Source organism: Siminovitchia sp. FSL H7-0308, assembly GCF_037980985.1.
GTDB classification, from domain to species: Bacteria; Bacillota; Bacilli; order Bacillales; family Bacillaceae_C; genus Siminovitchia; species Siminovitchia thermophila.
Window position 1 is genome coordinate 2,967,661 of the sequence record NZ_CP150282.1, and the last position, 18,614, is coordinate 2,986,274.

Genomic DNA, 18,614 nt, shown 5'->3' on the forward strand with positions numbered 1-18,614 from the left:
GTTTTACCTCCCCACTATTAGAAATCAAAGCAGTCAGCAAAAGATTATTACACATAAAAACGGGCCGGTTCTGTTGACAGCAACAGAATTTCATCCGTCTTTACTTCATACAATCCATATGGATAAGGCGCAACCCCGGCAGAAAATCACATGTCAAAAACAGCAATGTGTACAAAATATCGTGAAATGGAAATCGTCCTTCCCGCATCATCTCCTAAAGGCGATCATGCTGTTTTAAGGCAGTATCAAAAGATGGACCGGTCGTCATCATCCCGGTAAACGACAAAGGAATTGCGAGTACGATCTTATCTTTATTGGCGATGGCAATCCCTCCTCCCATTTCGTAGACCTTGGATGCCGCTTGCTTTTGCCATTGCTTTCAAATCTCTTCCGATCACCAGCAATACTGTCGTCGTATTATAGGTGGAAGCCAGACCATCCAAATCCACAGCAAAACGCTCCAAAATCCCTTTCGTGACCCATTGCTGATTTCGCTCAATAAGGGCTGGATATAATAGTCCTTTTTCAATCGTTAGATCAATGTAACCATTTACCGAAGGAAGCCGCATATCTTTTCTCGCAGTGATGACATTGCTTTTAAAGTGAACGACAGGCACCGGACTTTCGGGATCGCTGTGGGGATACTGATAAAGATGCAAATCCTCCAGAAAACTCTTTTTAAATCCAAAAGGTGTTCTCACGACATATTGATTCCAGTCTATTTCCGGCAAAGGAGCTATCAATTTACCGGCTCGGGCAACCACTTTCCCTTTGGAAATCACGATATTTGGCCGAAAATCCACAAGATTCGGAAGTATTAAAATATCCGCCTGCCGGCCTGGCGCAATTCCGCCGATATAGTCGTCCAACCGCAAGTATGAAGCAGGGTCTAACGTCGCCATCTGAATTGCCTGAATAGGAGAGACTCCAAGTTCGACAGCCTTTTTGACAAGTCCATCCATAAACCCCTCTTTTTCAATAAAGGAGGGGTGAGGCCCATCGGTCGTCATTAATAAACGATTTGTATTCGCATTGCTTTCCGTAATTAGTTTGATGATTTCCTCTAGATCCGGCCGTAGGGAACTATTCCGCAGTGTCGTCCACAGTCCGAGCCGCAGTCTGTCGAAGTCCTCCTTTGACGTTATAGCCTCATGACATGCACTGACACCCGAAGCCGCCACTGCATTCAATTTCTCATATGAGCAGCCGGCAGTATGGCCATCAATCACTGTAAACATCCCAACTGGATCTGCATCAATAATTGACACACCAAATATTGTTTCATTATTCTGTATTTTAACGATAAAACCATCCTTTTTACGCCTTCAGCAATCTCCACCGATATCTTCCCATTAGTGTTATGAATGAAGGAGCTCTTTCAATTTAAAGCGCTGAATTTTACCAGTTGCCGTCTTGGGCAATTCATCTATAAATTGAATAATACGCGGGTATTTATATCGTGCCAGATTTTTTCTTACAAACTGTTGAATATCTTTTTTCAATTGTTCCGATGGAGTGAAGTTCTCTTTTAATACAATAAATGCTTTGGGGACGATGAGATTTTGATCATTCGTTTCCCCTATGACCGCCGTTTCCAACACCGCCTTGTGATCTAAAAGGCAGTTTTCGATTTCTATCGGAGACACCCAGATTCCTCCGACTTTTAACATATCGTCAGAACGGCCACAATACCAATAATAACCTTCTTTATCCGTGTAATATTTATCTCCGGTATGAAACCATTTTCCCATAAATTTATGTTTGGTTTGCTCATGCAAATTCCAGTAGCCCTGTGCAATACTGTCACCGCTTATGATCAAGTCGCCGGCTTCGTTTGGCGGCAGTTCCACTCCTTGTTCATTGACGATCTTTGCTTCATAGCCGGGTACAATTTTTCCGCTACTCCCTTCTTTCATATCATCGATACGATTTGAGATAAAAATATGGAGTGCTTCCGTCGAACCAATACCGTCCAAAATGTCTACTCCAAATAGATGGTTCCATTTTTTACTGAACGATGACGGGAGGGGTTCGCCCGCCGATATGCAAATTCTCAAAGAGGAAAGATCAGGACATTCTCCGCTCTGATCCACATGCTCTATCATCGCGCCAAACAGCGTCGGCACCCCGAAGAAGATAGTCGGTTTATATTTTTCAATGGTTTGAAACATTGTTTTGGGTGTTGTTTTTTCCTTGACCAAAATGGTTGACGCCTTCATTCCCAACGGAAAAAACATCCCCCCGCCCATTCCATAGGCAAAGAAAAGTTTGGAAGCTGACAGACAGCGGTCGGCTTCCGTCATTTTCAATACTTTTTTTGCATAATGGCTAGTGGACACTTCCATATCATGATGCAGATGGATGACACCTTTTGGATCACCGGTAGTGCCAGAGGTATAAAGCCAAAAAGCCGCATCATCATAGCACGTCAACGAAGGCGGGCATTCAACTGGTTGCTCCGATATTTGCAGATTAAAATTCAGGGCACCTTCATGGATATCTGTGGCGATGTCACTGATGATCAATATCTCCCTTACATAAATAAAGCGTTTTCTTTTATGCTTTATCTTTTTCCAAATATCATGATGCACGATCAAAGCTTTGGCTCTGCTATTATTTAAATAATACTCATAGTCGCCAGCCTGCATCATCGTATTGACGGGGATCGGAACAGCCCCTATCCTGACGGCTCCAAAAAAGGAATAGATAAACTCCGGGGAATCATGGCAAATAATGAGTACCCGATCTTCCATTTCCAATCCTAATGCTTTTAACATATTGGCGGTCTGATTCACGAGGGTCTGGAGTGTTTTATACGTAATGTTCCCGTCCTCATAATAAACGGCTGTTTTCTTTTCAAAGCCGGACAATACACTTTCATCAATCAAACGACTACACGCGTTATAAACCGGCCGTATTCCATTTAGTTCCATTTTCACTCATCACCCTATCACTTATTTTTCATACGAGTGAATTATGTGAACATCTAGTTGCCAATACTCAATAAAAGAAGTTACCCAAAAGGACATTGAGAAATATTCTCTTGGGTAACTTGTTGAACAGTCACGACTTTATATAAAAACTTACTTTCCTTTCCAGTCTGGCGTCCTCTTATCTAAAAAGGCTTTTAACCCTTCATGGGCATCTTCCGAGCGGAACAATAAGTTTTGCAGTTCGCCTTCATAACGGATGGCCGCGTTTAATGGCATTTCCTTTCCATTCATAATGGAAAGCTTAATATTAGAAACCGCGTAGGTGGCGCTTTCTACAATTTTCCGTGCATATTCCAAGGTTCTCTCCCTGACTTCTTCTTGCGGAAATACGCGGTTTACAAGTCCGATATCCAATGCTTCCTGGGGTGTTAGTGTATCCCCCGTAATATTCAAGTCAAGGGCCCGGGAATAACCGACAAGGCGGGCCAAGCGCTGCGTACCACCCGTTCCGGCCAATACGCCCAGCGACACTTCCGGCAGACCGATTTTTCCCGCCTGATCCCCCATAAAGCGCAGATCGCATCCGAGCGCCATTTCCAAACCGCCGCCCACGGTATGCCCCTCCAGACAGGCAATGTAAACTTGCGGAGAGCGCGCCATTTTGTCCAAGGTTTCGTTACAGAACAGGCAAAATTGTGTTTTAAAGTGCGGGTCTGCAGATTTTAGAAAATGGATATCTGCCCCGGCCGAAAAAAAGTTTGGCATATCACTCATGAGGATGGCCACCTTGATATCATGATCAAAACGGATATCGTCAATGGCCGCATTCAATTCCTGATAGAATGCAAGACTGTAAGAGTTTGATTTGTTCACGTGGATATGGATTTCCGCAACTCCGTTGTCTTTGACAACCGTGATATTCTTCTTCTTTGCTTCTACTTGTGTACTCATATTCGTTCCTCCTATATTTTACATTTTTAAAATGGTGCTTATTTCTTTTGCTTGTCAATTTACAGCTACAGGGCTTCGCAAAGGCAAGCTGTTCAGCTCCTGTTCAAATTTTTTGTACAGTGAAGAGCTTTTTACGATATAGCCTTTGGCGGCAATCTCCGTTTTCTCCTCCACACTTTGTAGCCACTGTTTCACCTCGGGCAGTACAATGTTTATGGCATCCTTAAATTTGACAGGAATCAGACCTTCATCGTTTAAAAGCTGCTGTGCCCATTGCTTGGAATAAATAATGTGTTCTTTTTGTTCATTGACAAGTTTTTGAATGCGGGAAATGACTTTTTCATTCCCAGTTTCCAAAATGGCTTTTAATACGATATCCACTGCCGTGCTGACCGTATAAAGCGCCGCAATCAATGAGATCCAATTTTGAACCTTAATGACTTCATGAAATGCTTTGCCGGTCTGATTCTCAATACTGGGCTTTTTTCCTTTTAATCCTTTTAAGTCAAATATCCAATTGTACAATAGACGGGCGTGGCCAAGCTCCCCTTGTGCCATTGCAATGGCAGCCAGCGTCGCCTCCAGGTTCGGACCACTTACCCCCACTTCCACCAAACGATCACCCAGCACATATTTATTGTCCGCGATCGCTTCAAGAAGCTGAATAAATTCCTCCGCACTTTGTTTCTGTTCCCCCACGTCTTTACGCCCCTTTCCTGGCAAATAATCCTTTCGCTTTTTTGACCCATTGAAGCTGGTTTCTTTCAACGACACACATCTCGGTCCAATCCTCTTCATCGTAGGTATAGGCGGCATATACTTTTGCCAAATCTGCCGTTTCCGCCTCTACTGTTCCAATATGGATTAAGTCGTCCCCCCGCTTAATTCTTGTGAAAATATCAAAGGTAGCTTTCTTTCTTGACTGTTCAGTCATTTTGAACTGACCCCCCAGTACCTCATCTTGTCACGGCCTTTCAGACTCATCATCTCAACAGTCCACGGCGGGCTCCAAACGACTTCGATATGGACTTCTTTTACTTCCGGCTCCTTGAGAAGACGGTTCTCAATGTCTTCCTTTATCCAATCCATGCATGCACAGGAAACCGCGGTGAACGTCATCGTAACATAGAGGGCAGCGCCGTTTTTTTCAATGTTGTAAATTAATCCCATATCGACAACACTGATTGGAAATTCCGGATCATTTACTTCTTTCAAGGCATCCCAGTATTTTTGAACACCCCCAGCAACCGCTTTCATTTATACCACCTCTTTTCTTAGTCTTTCCATCTCTTTCGCACCGCGCTGTATTCTTTCAACAAATTGTTTGTTTTGCGGCCCGCGTCTTTTAAATCGTTTAATGACGTTCTCCCATGTATCCGGCTGGTCAAAGAGCCACTGTTTGTTTTTTACGTCGAACTTGCATGGGAAAGGAACATCAAGGACATATTTGTTTTGTTCCTCATCATAATGAGCCGGTACTTTCACGCCGATGGATTCGCAGAATGGAACAGCCGTTGAAAGCCACTGTTGGCGAAGTTCGTCATTCGTTTTTCCCTTTAATTTATATTCGAGCTGATGGGAACGGCTTTTCAAGTTGTCTTCCACACCAAAAAATTCAAGCGCCATCAAAAACATCCAATCAACTGCTTTTTGCACTTCTTCCCGTAGCTTTGGATCTTTCATTGCTGTTTTCATAATGATTTCGCCATTTCGGAGGTGGAACAATTCTTCTTTATCAACTTTTACGAGTGCCCGCTTCCATGGACCGTATGATGTATGCTTGCCGGCATCACCGAGTAATGTATAGCCGGCCCGGTCGAACAGCGCGTTAAATACGCCAAGTTCAATCCAGTTGTCTAGTTTAAAATCAAATGCATACGGGTTTTTCCACCGGTGGGGTTCTCTGCTGTACAATAATTCGTCTGTATCTTCTCCCAAATCTTTCAGCAGGCGAAAAGCGATATGTGCATGGCCGATTTCATCTTGCATGATGGCAAGAGCGGTTATCTTGTTATTGAGGGTCGGTGCCTGGTTGTATACAGTCAGCAGTGGAGGAACACTCAATAATTCCGTGTCCCCAACAATGACGAGCGTTTGCTTCAATGCTCGGAGATATTCCCCGTTCATATCCTCCAAGCTTTCAACCATAAACCCCTTGCGAACCTTCTCTTTTAAAAGCTCTGCACTTTCCATTTCCTGCACCTTCATATTACGTTTATTTATCTGTCGTTTATTAAACATAATATTAATAAACATTCATAGGAATGTCAAGAACATTTTAAAAAAAGGTTTCAATTCAGAATAAAACAGGGGTTAAGCTACTTCTAAGCATTTTCCTTGAATACAAGAAGGGACCGGGACACAACTAAATCAGTCGATTAAAAAACGAACAATAAAGTGAAACTTCATTCAGCAGGCGTTTTCTTCCATCTCCCTACTGAATGTTAGTTGAACCAATCGGGCATTTAGATGCCGTTTTCTCACACTTGGACTTTTTGTATTCACTCAAGATTTTGAAGTGGGAGTCTTACGGCACTTTACATGCCGGATAAATTGAAACTTCATTCAGTAGGCGTTTTCTTCCATCTCCCTACTGAATGTTAGTTGAACCAATCGGGCATTTAGGTACCGTTTTCTCACACTTGGACCTTTTGTATTCACTCAAGATTTTGAAGTGGGAGTTTTACGGCACCTTACATGCGGGATCAATTGTCCCAGTGTATAATGCGTAAGCTTTTAGCGTAGTCAACTCCTGCGGGAATAGCTCGAGCTGAAGATCCCGCAGGAAAGTTCCGAGGAAGCTGAAGAGACCTGCGGAAAGCGAAATATGTTGACATAGCGATGATAGGGATTTTTTTAACACAAATAAACCGAACAATTATAAATGAATTGTTCGGTTTTTGCTATTTCGTATTTGCTTATGTCCCAGCTTCAATATAAGAGTCCGCAGTATATACAGTAGTATTACTTCCCGCGGATTTTGATTTTGTTATTTTTCCGGAAAAATAAAGATACTCCAAGTGCGCCAGCGTCTCTGCGATTGCAAATCTCCATTGATGTGAGTTCAATTGTCTTTCTTTAAATACTTCCCTGGAAACTTCAAAAGCGGTCTTTCCCCCTATCACCAGGTTGTACATTTCATTTAATCGTTGCTCGTGGTGCAAATGAATTTCGTTAATTCGTTTAGGCAAATCTAAAATAAGATCCCCATGGCCAGGGAGGGCGCATCTGACATCCAAGGAACTGATTTCTTCTAAAGATTGCAAATAATCCTGAAGCGGATTTTCTCTTCCATAGGGCCAAAGACCAATATTGGGCGTGATCCTTGCCAATACATGATCTGCTGCCAAAAGCAATTGTTTTTCCTGTTGGTAAAAACAGAACATGCCGTCACTATGGCCAGGTGTATGAATCACTTGCCATCGGTCACCTCCCAATATGATTTCATCCTTTTCAAAAAATGTAAACTCTGGGAAAGGCCGAACATGTTCTCCCATTTTTTCGAACTGATCTTGAATATCAAACATCAGCTCTTCAGGCACTCCATTTTCTTTACATATTTCACCAAACCGGGCGGCCATTACTTTTTTATCACTGAAAGCCAAATCAAATGTCTCGCCGTCTTTTACACTGATATACACCGGTGCGCCCGACCATTTCTGCATCCACCCCGCCAAACCCGAATGGTCCGGGTGATAATGTGTTACATATATCGCTTGCAGGGAAGAAGGTTTTATGGACAGTTCGGAGAACACCTTTTTCCACACTTCTGTGGCCTCTGGATAGTTAAACCCCGTATCGACGATGCTCCATCCGTCTTCTTCCTGAAAAAGGTAGCAATATACGTATTTCATCGGAAAAGGAATGGGCACGGCAATCCGGTAAATCTTCTCTTCTATTGCCCGTATTTGCAAGTTGCATGCCCCCTATGCATTCGTCCAGACCGGCTTCCTTTTTTCAACAAAAGATCGGAGGCCTTCCTGGGCATCTTTAGATGGAATTAATTCACGGAAATAAATCTGTTCGATCTTGCCAATGGCAGACGCAAAGTTGACCGCCATCGCTTCCCTGACAGCCTTTCGAGTAAGCGAAAGCGCCAGGGCGCTCTTATTTTTCAAGTGATTCAGCAGCTCCTGAAGCGTTTCCTCCAGTTGTTCCGAAGGAACGATACGATTGACGAACCCCCATTCATAAGCCTTTTGAACATCGATCGTTTCACCTGTTAAAAGCAACTCCATCGTTCTGTTCAATCCGGTGATCCATGGAAATGCGACAATGGAGACTGGCGGGAAAAGCCCTAAATGAATTTCCGGCTGGCCAAATGTTGCTTTTTCCGTTGCATACACCATATCGCAAAAAGTAGCCAATTCACATCCCCCTCCCAAAGTAGCTCCTTCAACAACCGCAATCGTCGGGCAGGGAATTTCAACCAGCAAGTGAAACATTTTATGAAAAACATGAAACATCGGCTCTGCCTTTTCCCCCATATGGTCTTCCACCGAAGCACCAACCGAAAAAGCTTTTCCTTCTGCCCGTATAACGAGTGCATGCAAATCCTTTTCTTCCCGGATCGTTAAATGCATCGCATATTTCCTCCATCATTTCAATATTTAAAACATGTAACGGAGGACGATTGAGCGTCAAATGGGCAACTCCTTCACTCACTTTAAATATGATCGTTTCAAAATCGGTTTTCATGGCTTGCTCCTTTCATTGAAAGATGCTGGCTTATACGATATTCATGAATGGATTGATCGCCCGATCCCGGTTATATGCGGCCTTGGTGTCTGGCGCCTGCTCAAAAACAGACTCAAAATACCGGATGGCCGGAATAGCCAACAACTGGTGGATATTAAAAAATAGCTCTCTTGCCCGAAATCCGATCCAATCACGCGGTAAGAAGTCCGCTGGAAAGTTGGGGTCGAAAAATAAAAATTTCCTATATTCGTGGACAAGCTCCGTTCTATCGATAAAACACTGATTATCCGTTAATTTACTGTTCCAGGCATCTTCTTTAAGCTGCTCAAATTTATTTTTATAACGTGCAATGAAGTCGGCATGTTTTTCTTCAATTTGATCCAAGTCCCAGCCTTTATGAATGATATCTTGATCATCATGGGAAACAAACGAACTGGAAGTAAACAGAATACTGTAGTCGTTTAAATGATGTTCCTGAACCATTTCCATTACTTGCTTTTCGATGGGGTTAGGGGTGGCCCATACACCATTGGAAATAGCCCCAAAGCCAAGCCAACTTAAATCCTTGCGCAGTTGATTTCTTAATTCCCGCATTTCTTCCGGAATGGAATATGTAAAAATCCGCCATTTGCCGTCCCATTTCGTATTCGGCGCGGAATAAACCCTTGATACTCCATCAAAAACCGTTCTTTTCCCTTTCTCTGTCAAAGAATAATAGCTTTTATTGCCAATTTTTCTGGCCTGTATAAAGCCTTGCTGCACCATCCTCAAAGTGGCGCCGCGGCAAGAAGATTCTGACAATCCAAAATGGGACATGAGCCGAATTAGGCTTCCAATCCATATTTCTCCTCCATAATGCTGGATATACTCTCCAAAAAGCGTGAACATCAATCCTCTGGGCTTCATATTTTCACCATCTTATTCTCATATTTTCCCTCCTTTATTATATCATTTGGAAAATTTTTTTAAAAAGACTACCGCTGTTTATAAAAAGCCGGCAGCCATTTGCGGGACAGCCTCTTTACCAATCCGGATTCCCATTTTCCAAAAGGCATTCAACCCTCCATGAATATTTTCGGAGCGGAACAACAAGTTTTGTAGCCCGCCTTCATAACCGGATAGCCACGTTGGACATCCATTCTAATGGACAGCTTCATATTGGCCACCGCATAGATGCACTTTATATGATTTCCCTTGCATATTTCAAGGTGTTTTCCTGCACTTTCAAAAATGTGATTTTTCTATATAAACTTGAAACGCTTACATTTTTTCTTCTTGTTGCCATCTGATACATTCAAACACACTCTTGCAATGATTGCAGTAGTATTGTGAGACAAGCTGCGCTGTACCAAACGAAGAGATTCGGCTAACGTCTTCCGAATCGCAGAAAGAACAATAAGGCCGGAATGATTGCGCCTGATTGAGCACATCATGACCTCCCTTCTTCCTTTATTATCTTTTTATTCACACCATCTATTAAACATAATAATAAGGAAGTTGTGTTTCATTGTCAATACATTTCATTTTTAACGTCTAAAGATTCCACAAAAGGAAAAGCAAAGAAACTGAAAACGGAATACTTATTTGCCCTTTCTCTACATTTATTTTTCCATCATCGGATGCATTGTAGAAGCTTCTCGACAAAACGGAAAACCAGAAATGTCCGAAGAGATTGGCTAATTCGATAAGAAAGAGGTACCAAGATCATGTAATGAAAATTGGAACGCTCTCCTAAATCACATTTATTGAATGTCCCTTTTCAACGCAACCGGCTTCCCTTTTCTTTTTACACCAGTTTGATTTTTCACTCGTTCTTCCATCCCTTCTCTTGAACCTCCTCCGTTTGAAAAACCTAAAATAGAAAAAAATCAGTCGTCCATCTCTTTCTCTGAGGACCTCATCTTAACTCTCCTTCAAGGTTTTCAATTAATTCTTCCCGCAAAGAAATTTTTTTGATCTTACCGCTCGCGGTCATCGGAAATTCATCTAAAATAATCATTTTATCCGGCACTTTGTAATCAGCGATTCTCTCTCTGATAAACTGGAAAAGATCCTTTTCATCCATTTGGCTGTGCGGCTTTAATGTAATGCATGCACACGAAATTTCTCCCAGCACTGTATCAGGAAGGCCCACTACGGCTGCTTCCATTACGTCAGGATGTTGGTAAAAGACTTCTTCGATTTCTCTCGGATAAATATTATAGCCGCCCCTTACAACCATTTCTTTTTTCCTTCCGACAATTCGGAGGTTTCCTTCAATATCGATTGTGCCAAGATCGCCAGTATAAAACCAGCCGTCTTCATCCAAGACTGCTTTTGTGTGTTCCGGCATGTTGCAATAACCTTTCATAACGCCAAAGCTCCGGCAAGCGATTTCCCCTACTTCACCATTCATTACCTCATTGCGATTGTTATCTACAATCTTCACTTCTGCCCCTGGAAGTGCCTTTCCAACGGTTTCCGCCCGTACGACATCACTGTCGGAAAAGCTTGTCATCGTCAATGTCGGTGAAGTTTCACTTAATCCATACGCGACCATAATCTCACAGCCCATTTCCTGACGAATCCGTTTAACAATTTCAACCGGACACGGCGCAGCAGCGATAATTCCCGTTCTTAGAGAAGATAGATCGTATTGGTGAAAGTTTTTATGATTTAATTCTAAGATGAACATCGTTGGTACACCGTGTTTGACCGTAATTTTTTCGGATTCCGTCAATGACAAAGCTTTTTCCGGTTTGTATTCATCCAGCAGTACCATGCGGGCGCCTACCGAAACTGCGGATAGGATGCTTGGTACCATGCCGAATACATGAAAAACCGGGACAGACACGAAAAAGACGTCCTCTGCTGTACAATCCATTTGTTCCGCTGTTTTTATGGCGGTCATCACAACATTGGCATGAGTAAGCATGGCCCCTTTCGGGGAGCCGGTTGAACCCGATGTAAATAAAATCGTAAACACATCTTTTTTCGGATTGACGGCAGTCCGATTAAAAGAGGTGCATACTTCTTCTCCTTTTATTATTTGCTCATAGCTTTCCAGTTGATCGGCCTTGTACCGAACAGTAATCAGTTGTTTCAGGGAAGTGACATTTTCCTTTGCTTCCAGGAACTGTTCCATGTGGTTTACACCGTCAAATTCATTTGTAAAAAACGCCAGCTTCGCTCCTGAATTTCTTATATTATATTGGACTTCATACATGCGGTACCTCGTATTAAAAGGAACAATAACCGCTCCAATATGGGCAGCGGCAAAATAAATCACAACAAACTCATTCCAATTGGGCAAGCAGACTGCAATTCTATCTCCTTTACTGATGCCCATTTTTTGAAGGGAAGCCGCCAATAAACAAGATTGATCCATGAGTTCTCCATAAGTCATTCTGCTATAACCGTCAAACAATACTTCCTTTTCCGGCTCCAATTGATAGGCCCGGTAAAGCAACTCTGAAACAGACAAACTCTCAAGTTTCTCCTTCATACCCATGTTCTCCTTTCAAATCGAATATGAGAGTACTTTTCAAAACTGTCATCACTAAGCCGCCACAGCATCAAAGTTCTTCAACATAATGCTGGTTTTGCGCCACTTGCTCCGAGCTGATGAAGAAGTGCTTCGCACCGTCAATCAAGCTCAATTTTCATCGCCAAAACCAGCTTTTGGGGCTACAAAAAAATGTGCTTATTTTAGTGCTGGCCAGATCTGCAAATACAAACGATGATCCACATCTCTTTCTTTCAGTCAACTTTCCAATAAAAACGCTTCCGTTATTTTCAGTTATTTCTGTTATTTCAGAATATGTTAACATCATTGTCATCCTATTTGTACCTGAAATTTGCGGAATTAAACGATTACAATTCCGCATAAATGAGGAAAAAAATTCTTAAGAGCGAAAGCTCCTCGTCTCGATCTTCGAAAGAAAATACTCCCCCTTTCCGGAACTCATAGCGTATAAGCTTCCCAAGTCAGGAAAATAGAAAAAGTACAAAGGAATAAAAAAGATGACCTCATCTAAAAACAGAGATCATCTTTTTCATCCTTTATTTACAGTGCCTTATGCCCGATATCGCTTCTGTAAAAGAAATGATCGCTATCCAGCTTTTTCATTTCTTTATACACGTTGGCATAGGCTTCTGGAATATTGGCTCCTTTAGCAGCGGCCAATAATAGCCGGCCACCATTTGATACGTACGTCCCAGGCTCGCTTCCGGCTGCAGTTCCGGCGTGGAACACTTGAATGGCCGGATCGAGAACGTTTAAATCCGGGATAGGCAGTCCTTTTTCATAGTCTCCTGGATAGCCGTTGGATGCGACGACTACTCCGATCACGGCGTCGGCAGACCATTTGATGACTGGTTCTTTTCCGGCGAGCAAATCTTGAATGAGTTCTGCCAAGTCGCTGTCCAGGCGCTCCAGGACAACTTGGGTTTCAGGGTCGCCAAAACGGGCATTAAATTCGATCGTTTTCGGCCCTTCTTTTGTTAAGATCAGTCCGGCATATAAAATCCCGGTAAAGGGTCTTCCTTCTTGTACCATGGCTTTGGCGGTCGGGATCACAATTTCAGCAACTGCCCGCTCGACTTCGATATCCGGAATGTGAGGAACAGGGGTGTAGGCACCCATTCCTCCCGTATTCGGCCCCTTGTCGCCGTCAAAAGCTCGTTTATGGTCTTGGGCGATGACCATCGGAAAGACGTTTTCTCCTATTACGAAAGCCATGAGGGAAAATTCTTCGCCTTCTAAAAATTCCTCAATGACAACACTTGCGGATGATTCACCGAATTTTTCGTCCAACAGCATTTCTTTCAGTGCCGTGTCAGCTTCTTCGTCTGTCATTGCTACGACGACACCTTTTCCGGCTGCCAAACCATCTGCTTTAATCACAATCGGGGCGCCCTGTTTGTCAATATAAGCCTTCGCTTCTTCATAAGAGTGGAATGTTTCATAAGCGGCTGTTGGGATTTGATATTTTTTCATTAAATCTTTAGCAAATGATTTACTGCCTTCGATGATAGCGGCATTTTTCCGCGGGCCGAAAATCTTCAATCCCGCCGCCTCGAATTCATCGACAATGCCGGCGTTTAACGGAACCTCGGGACCTACAACCGTTAAATCAATCTCTTCCTTTTTGGCAAAATCAATTAAATCGGCAAACTTTGTTTCTTTAATCGGTACGATCGTGGCATCTTCGGAAATCCCCGCATTTCCCGGGGCACAAAAAACCGCAGTTACTTGTTTGCTTTCTTTCATTTTTTTACAAATGGCGTGTTCCCGGCCTCCGCTTCCAATCACTAAAACCTTCATTACACTTCACCATCCAATATCGTTATTAGTGTTTAAAATGGCGTACACCTGTAAAGACCATGGCGATTCCGTGTTTGTCGGCCATTTGAATGGAATCTTCATCCCGAATAGACCCGCCCGGTTGAATAATCGCTTTAATGCCGGCGCGCGCTGCTTCTTCCACTGTATCACTCATTGGGAAAAATGCATCTGAAGCAAGAACAGCTCCATTTGCCCTCTCTCCCGCCTGTTCAAGCGCAATTTTGGCAGCACCCACACGGTTCATTTGTCCTGCGCCAACTCCGAGTGTCATTGATTGGTCAGCAACGACAATCGCATTTGATTTTACGTGCTTGACCACTTTCCAAGCCAGCTTCAACGCAGTCATCTCATCATCCGTCGGCTTTCGTGTTGTAGGCACCGTGACTTCAGCTTCTGCCAGCGTATGTTCATCCTGGTCTTGAACAAGCAGCCCGCCTTCAATCGACGTTAACATCTTTTCTCTCACTTTTTCCGCATGGAAATCAATCGTCAAAAGCCGAATGTTTTTCTTGGCGGTTAAAATGTCCAGTGCCTCTTCTGTGAATGATGGCGCAATAATAATTTCAAGGAAAATTTCTCTCAGCTTATTGGCTGTGTCCGCATCCACTTCACGATTGAAAGCAATAATTCCTCCGAAAATCGATGTTGGATCCGCTTCGTATGCTTTTGCAAAAGCAGCAGCGGCACTTTCACCTATTCCGACTCCGCATGGATTCATATGCTTGACTGCAACAGCGGCAGGCTCTTCAAATTCTTTCACAATTTGCAGCGCCGCATCGGCATCATGAATGTTATTATAAGAAAGCTCCTTGCCATGAAGCTGCTTTGCATGAGCGATAGAGAACTTGGAACCAAGCGGCCGGGCATAGAAAGCTGCTTTTTGATGAGGATTCTCACCGTATCGGAGTGGCTGTTTCAGTTCGTATGTAAACGTCACCCGTTCCGGCTGCTCTTCTTCGGCAAGCTCAGTCATGTACCCGGCGATCAACGCATCGTAAGAAGCCGTATGACGGAACACCTTCGCCGCCAACCTTCTTTTCGTTTCAAGTGGAACTTCTCCGCTGTCACGAAGGGCAGAAATAACCTCATCATAATCCGCACTGTCAACAATGACTGTAACACTTTCATGATTTTTGGCAGATGCCCTTAACATTGCAGGTCCACCGATATCAATATTTTCGATTGCTTCTTCCGGCGTTACGCTTGGCTTTTCAATCGTTTTTTGGAACGGATATAAGTTTACGCAGACAAGCTCAATTCTTTGGATGCCCTGTTCCTCCAACTGCTTCGTATGAGAAGGATCATTCCCTTTGGCAAGCAATCCTCCGTGAATGAATGGGTGGAGTGTTTTTACCCTGCCTTCCAAAATCTCCGGAAAACCTGTTACTTCATCAACACCGGTTACGGGCAATCCGTTTTCTTCCAAAATGCGTTTTGTCCCGCCAGTTGATAAAATTTCATACCCGAGGTCCACCAATTGCTTTGCAAATTCAACAATACCTGTCTTATCCGAGACACTGATCAGCGCTCTTTTCATGTTTACAGCACCTTCCAAAAATTTAATTTAACAGCTTTTCAAGCGTTTCGGGATAAAATACATGTTCGACCGCATGGATTTTTTCCGCCACTTCTTGCTCCGTTTCTCCATCAGCAATTTCGATGGCGCGCTGGGCAATAATCGGGCCTGTATCCATCCCTTCATCGACAAAGTGAATCGTTACTCCTGTTACTTTCACCCCTGCCGAGACGGCTTGGCCGATCGCGTCTTTTCCCGGAAATGCCGGCAGCAGCGATGGATGAATATTTATGATTCTTCCAGGATATTTTTCAAGTAAAAATGGGCCAATTAAGCGCATATAGCCAGCCAAAACGATGTAATCAACACCATAATTTTCCAGTTGCTCATGGATTGCCTGTTCAAATGCCGTTTTGGATGAAAACTCTTTCGGAGCAAACGAATAAACGGGAACACCCGCCTTCTCCGCCCTTTCTATCACAAATGCTCCCGGCTTGTCGCAAACAAGCAGACTTACGTTCACATGAAGGATTCCCGCTTCAATCGCATCAACAATTGCTTGGAAGTTGCTTCCGTTTCCAGAAGCAAAAACGGCTATATTTTTCACGATGACGCCTCCGCATCTTGAAACTGGACGCCTTCTCCTTTGACAACTTTGCCAATAATGTAGGCTTTTTCCCCTTGCTCGCTCAAAAAATGAACCGCACTTTCCGCATCGTCTTCATGAACTGCCAAAACAAATCCGATCCCCATATTGAAAATGTTAAACATTTCTTCTTTCGTGAGCTTTCCATATTTTTCAAGCGCATGGAAAATGGGCAGGATGGGCCAAGAGCCGATGTTCATTTCTGCCCCCATCCCTTTTGGAAGCATTCTCGGGATATTTTCGATAAAGCCCCCACCGGTAATGTGGGCCATTCCTTTTATTTCAAACTGCTGAAGAGCCGCAACAACTTGCTTTACATAAATTTTTGTCGGTTTTAACAGCTCAGCCCCAAGGGTTCCGTCCAATTCAGGCAATTGGTCATCCACCGTAAAGGATTGATCTTCGAAAAATATTTTTCTCACTAAAGAATAGCCGTTACTATGGATGCCGCTTGACGCCAAGCCAATGAGTACATCCCCTTCTCCAATCCGCTCTCCAGTTATCAACGCCGATTTTTCACAAGCGCCCACGGTAAAGCCGGCTAAGTCATACTCATTCTCTTTGTATAAACCGGGCATTTCCGCGGTTTCTCCGCCAATCAACGCACAACCTGCTAATTCGCAGCCATCTGCAATGCCTTTTACGATTTGTTCAATCTTATCGGGCACCGCTTTTCCACATGCAATATAATCAAGAAAATAAAGCGGCTCAGCACCTTGGACAACGACATCATTTACACACATGGCCACGCAGTCAATACCGATCGTATCGTGGCGATCCATCATAAAGGCAAGCTTCAGCTTCGTTCCAACACCATCTGTTCCTGAAACAAGAACAGGCTCTTTCAAATGTAATTGCGATAAATCGAAAGCACCGCCAAAACCGCCTAACTGTCCCATCACACCAAGCCTTTCTGTCCGCTTTACATGTTTCTTAATTTTTTCTACAGCCTCATATCCGGCTTCAATGTTAACTCCCGCTTTTCGATAGGCGTCAGCCATCGTTATTGCCTCCTATTACACATTTTAAAAACAGCCGCCCGCAAGTCCCCGATGCCTATTTTTAAGATGCCATATACACCACTTCAAGACCTGAGTTGATACAAAAGATCTAAGTGGGAGAAAACGGCACCTACATGCCCGATTCGTTCAACTAACATTCAGTAGGAGAGGGAAGAAAACGCCTACTGATTGAAGTTTCACTTTATTTCATCTCTTTTTCATATGGCAATGGTGTGTCCGGATAAATTTCCGTTGGATATTCTCCAGTAAAGCAGGCCATACACTGACCGCAATTTTTCCCCATATTTTCGCTTCTGCCAATTGCTTTCAGCATACCTTCCACACTTAAAAAAGTCAGTGAGTCGGCTTCGATGATTTCGCGGATCTCTTCCATTGAATGGTTCGCTGCAATGAGCTCTTCGTGTGTGGATACGTCAATCCCGTAAAAACAAGGGTTTGTCATCGGCGGCGAGCTAATGCAAACATGGACTTCTTTTGCTCCTGCTTGTTTTAACATTCTGACGATCCGCTTGCTCGTCGTTCCCCGAACGATCGAGTCGTCCACCATAATCACCCGCTTGCCTTCAACAACTTTCCGAACGGGGGAAAGCTTCATTTTGACACCCTGCTCGCGAAGTTCCTGAGTCGGCTTAATAAATGTCCTTCCAACATACCGGTTTTTGATCAGACCCAGTTCATAAGGAATACCGGCCGTTTCCGCAAAGCCGATCGCTGCCGAAATGCTGGAATCCGGCACTCCCGTTACAACATCCCCTTGGACATTCACTTCAAGAGCCAGCTGTTTCCCCAAATTCTTTCTTGCCGTATGGATATTGATTCCGCCAATATCACTGTCCGGCCGGGAAAAATAGACGTATTCCATCGTACACATCGCATGGGTGGCAGACAAGGAAAAGCGCTCTTCATGAATCCCATCGCGATCAATAATAATGAGCTCGCCAGGTTCGACATCACGGATATACTCTGCTCCGATTAAATCATAGGCGCAGGTTTCAGCCGCAACGCAATAGGCATCACCGACTTTTCCGATCGAAAGGGGACGGAGGCCATTCGGATCCTGGGCAATAATTAATTCCTTTTCCGTTAACATCATAAAAGAATACGCGCCTTTTACCATCGAAAGGGCATTTTTCACCTTATCTTCCTGCGCCAAATAGCCGCTTCGTTTTATAAGATGAGCCAAAACTTCCGTGTCTGTATTCGTTTGAAAAATACTTCCCTGCATTTCCAATTGATGTTTTAAATCATTGGCATTGATTAAGTTTCCATTTTGTGCAAGCGCAAGGCTTCCGCTAGATGAGTGGAATAGAAGGGGCTGAATATTTTCAATCCCCTTTTTTCCTCCATAGCGAACATGGCCAATAGCTCCGATGCCCTTCAGGCTATCAAGTTTTTTCTCGTCGAACACTTCGTTCAGAAGTCCTTCTCCCTTGATGCCTTGCAGGCGTTCCCCATCTGTAGTTACGATGCCGACTCCTTCTTGCCCTCTATGCTGCAAACTGTGCAATCCATAATATGTCAT

Annotated in this window: 15 protein-coding genes and 1 pseudogene; all 16 read right to left on the reverse strand. The window is 43.6% G+C overall.

What is annotated here, in order from left to right:
- Window positions 1-47: 47 nt before the first annotated feature.
- Window positions 48-1,229, reverse strand: a pseudogene (locus MHB50_RS14115) (adenine deaminase C-terminal domain-containing protein); the annotation flags it as partial.
- Window positions 1,230-1,358: 129 nt separating this feature from the next.
- Entirely contained in the window at window positions 1,359-2,933 is a 1,575-nt protein-coding gene (locus MHB50_RS14120) for a benzoate-CoA ligase family protein (protein ID WP_340083972.1), read from the reverse strand.
- A gap of 150 nt (window positions 2,934-3,083) precedes the next feature.
- Window positions 3,084-3,884 carry an enoyl-CoA hydratase/isomerase family protein gene (locus MHB50_RS14125; protein ID WP_077110032.1) on the reverse strand — a complete coding sequence of 267 codons (801 nt, stop codon included), beginning with the start codon at window positions 3,882-3,884 and terminating at the stop codon, window positions 3,084-3,086.
- Between the two features lie 54 nt (window positions 3,885-3,938).
- Complete coding sequence (locus tag MHB50_RS14130) at window positions 3,939-4,583, reverse strand: Phenylacetic acid catabolic protein (protein WP_077110031.1); 645 nt, start codon at window positions 4,581-4,583, stop codon at window positions 3,939-3,941.
- Between the two features lie 4 nt (window positions 4,584-4,587).
- A complete protein-coding gene (locus MHB50_RS14135) occupies window positions 4,588-4,818 on the reverse strand; it encodes a hypothetical protein (protein ID WP_077110030.1) in 231 nt (76 codons plus the stop codon).
- The gene (locus MHB50_RS14140; protein WP_340083973.1) at window positions 4,815-5,141 is read right to left on the reverse strand and encodes a metal-sulfur cluster assembly factor; all 327 of its coding nucleotides are present in this window, start codon (window positions 5,139-5,141) and stop codon (window positions 4,815-4,817) included. Before MHB50_RS14140 ends, MHB50_RS14135 begins: the two co-directional genes overlap by 4 nt.
- The gene (locus MHB50_RS14145) at window positions 5,142-6,077 is read right to left on the reverse strand and encodes a Phenylacetic acid catabolic protein (RefSeq protein WP_339164384.1); all 936 of its coding nucleotides are present in this window, start codon (window positions 6,075-6,077) and stop codon (window positions 5,142-5,144) included.
- Between the two features lie 725 nt (window positions 6,078-6,802).
- Entirely contained in the window at window positions 6,803-7,798 is a 996-nt protein-coding gene (locus MHB50_RS14150) for an MBL fold metallo-hydrolase (RefSeq protein ID WP_340083974.1), read from the reverse strand.
- Between the two features lie 12 nt (window positions 7,799-7,810).
- A complete protein-coding gene (locus MHB50_RS14155) occupies window positions 7,811-8,467 on the reverse strand; it encodes an enoyl-CoA hydratase-related protein (RefSeq protein WP_236017159.1) in 657 nt (218 codons plus the stop codon).
- A 145-nt stretch (window positions 8,468-8,612) separates the two neighbouring features.
- Window positions 8,613-9,488: a PaaX family transcriptional regulator C-terminal domain-containing protein gene (locus MHB50_RS14160; RefSeq protein WP_340083976.1), complete on the reverse strand. Its 876-nt coding sequence runs from the start codon at window positions 9,486-9,488 to the stop codon at window positions 8,613-8,615.
- 991 nt (window positions 9,489-10,479) lie between these two features.
- The gene (locus tag MHB50_RS14165) at window positions 10,480-12,066 is read right to left on the reverse strand and encodes an AMP-binding protein (protein WP_077110025.1); all 1,587 of its coding nucleotides are present in this window, start codon (window positions 12,064-12,066) and stop codon (window positions 10,480-10,482) included.
- Between the two features lie 561 nt (window positions 12,067-12,627).
- Window positions 12,628-13,887 (reverse strand): phosphoribosylamine--glycine ligase, encoded by a 1,260-nt coding sequence (gene purD, locus MHB50_RS14170; protein ID WP_077110023.1) that lies wholly within the window; start codon window positions 13,885-13,887, stop codon window positions 12,628-12,630.
- Window positions 13,888-13,912: 25 nt separating this feature from the next.
- Entirely contained in the window at window positions 13,913-15,445 is a 1,533-nt protein-coding gene (gene purH / locus MHB50_RS14175) for a bifunctional phosphoribosylaminoimidazolecarboxamide formyltransferase/IMP cyclohydrolase (protein ID WP_077110022.1), read from the reverse strand.
- Window positions 15,446-15,467: 22 nt separating this feature from the next.
- Complete coding sequence (purN, locus tag MHB50_RS14180; RefSeq protein WP_077110021.1) at window positions 15,468-16,031, reverse strand: phosphoribosylglycinamide formyltransferase; 564 nt, start codon at window positions 16,029-16,031, stop codon at window positions 15,468-15,470.
- A complete protein-coding gene (gene purM, locus MHB50_RS14185) occupies window positions 16,028-17,071 on the reverse strand; it encodes a phosphoribosylformylglycinamidine cyclo-ligase (RefSeq protein ID WP_077110020.1) in 1,044 nt (347 codons plus the stop codon). The genes purN and purM overlap by 4 nt, the downstream gene beginning before the upstream one ends.
- A gap of 202 nt (window positions 17,072-17,273) precedes the next feature.
- Window positions 17,274-18,614 (reverse strand): amidophosphoribosyltransferase, encoded by a 1,341-nt coding sequence (gene purF / locus MHB50_RS14190; RefSeq protein ID WP_216352196.1) that lies wholly within the window; start codon window positions 18,612-18,614, stop codon window positions 17,274-17,276.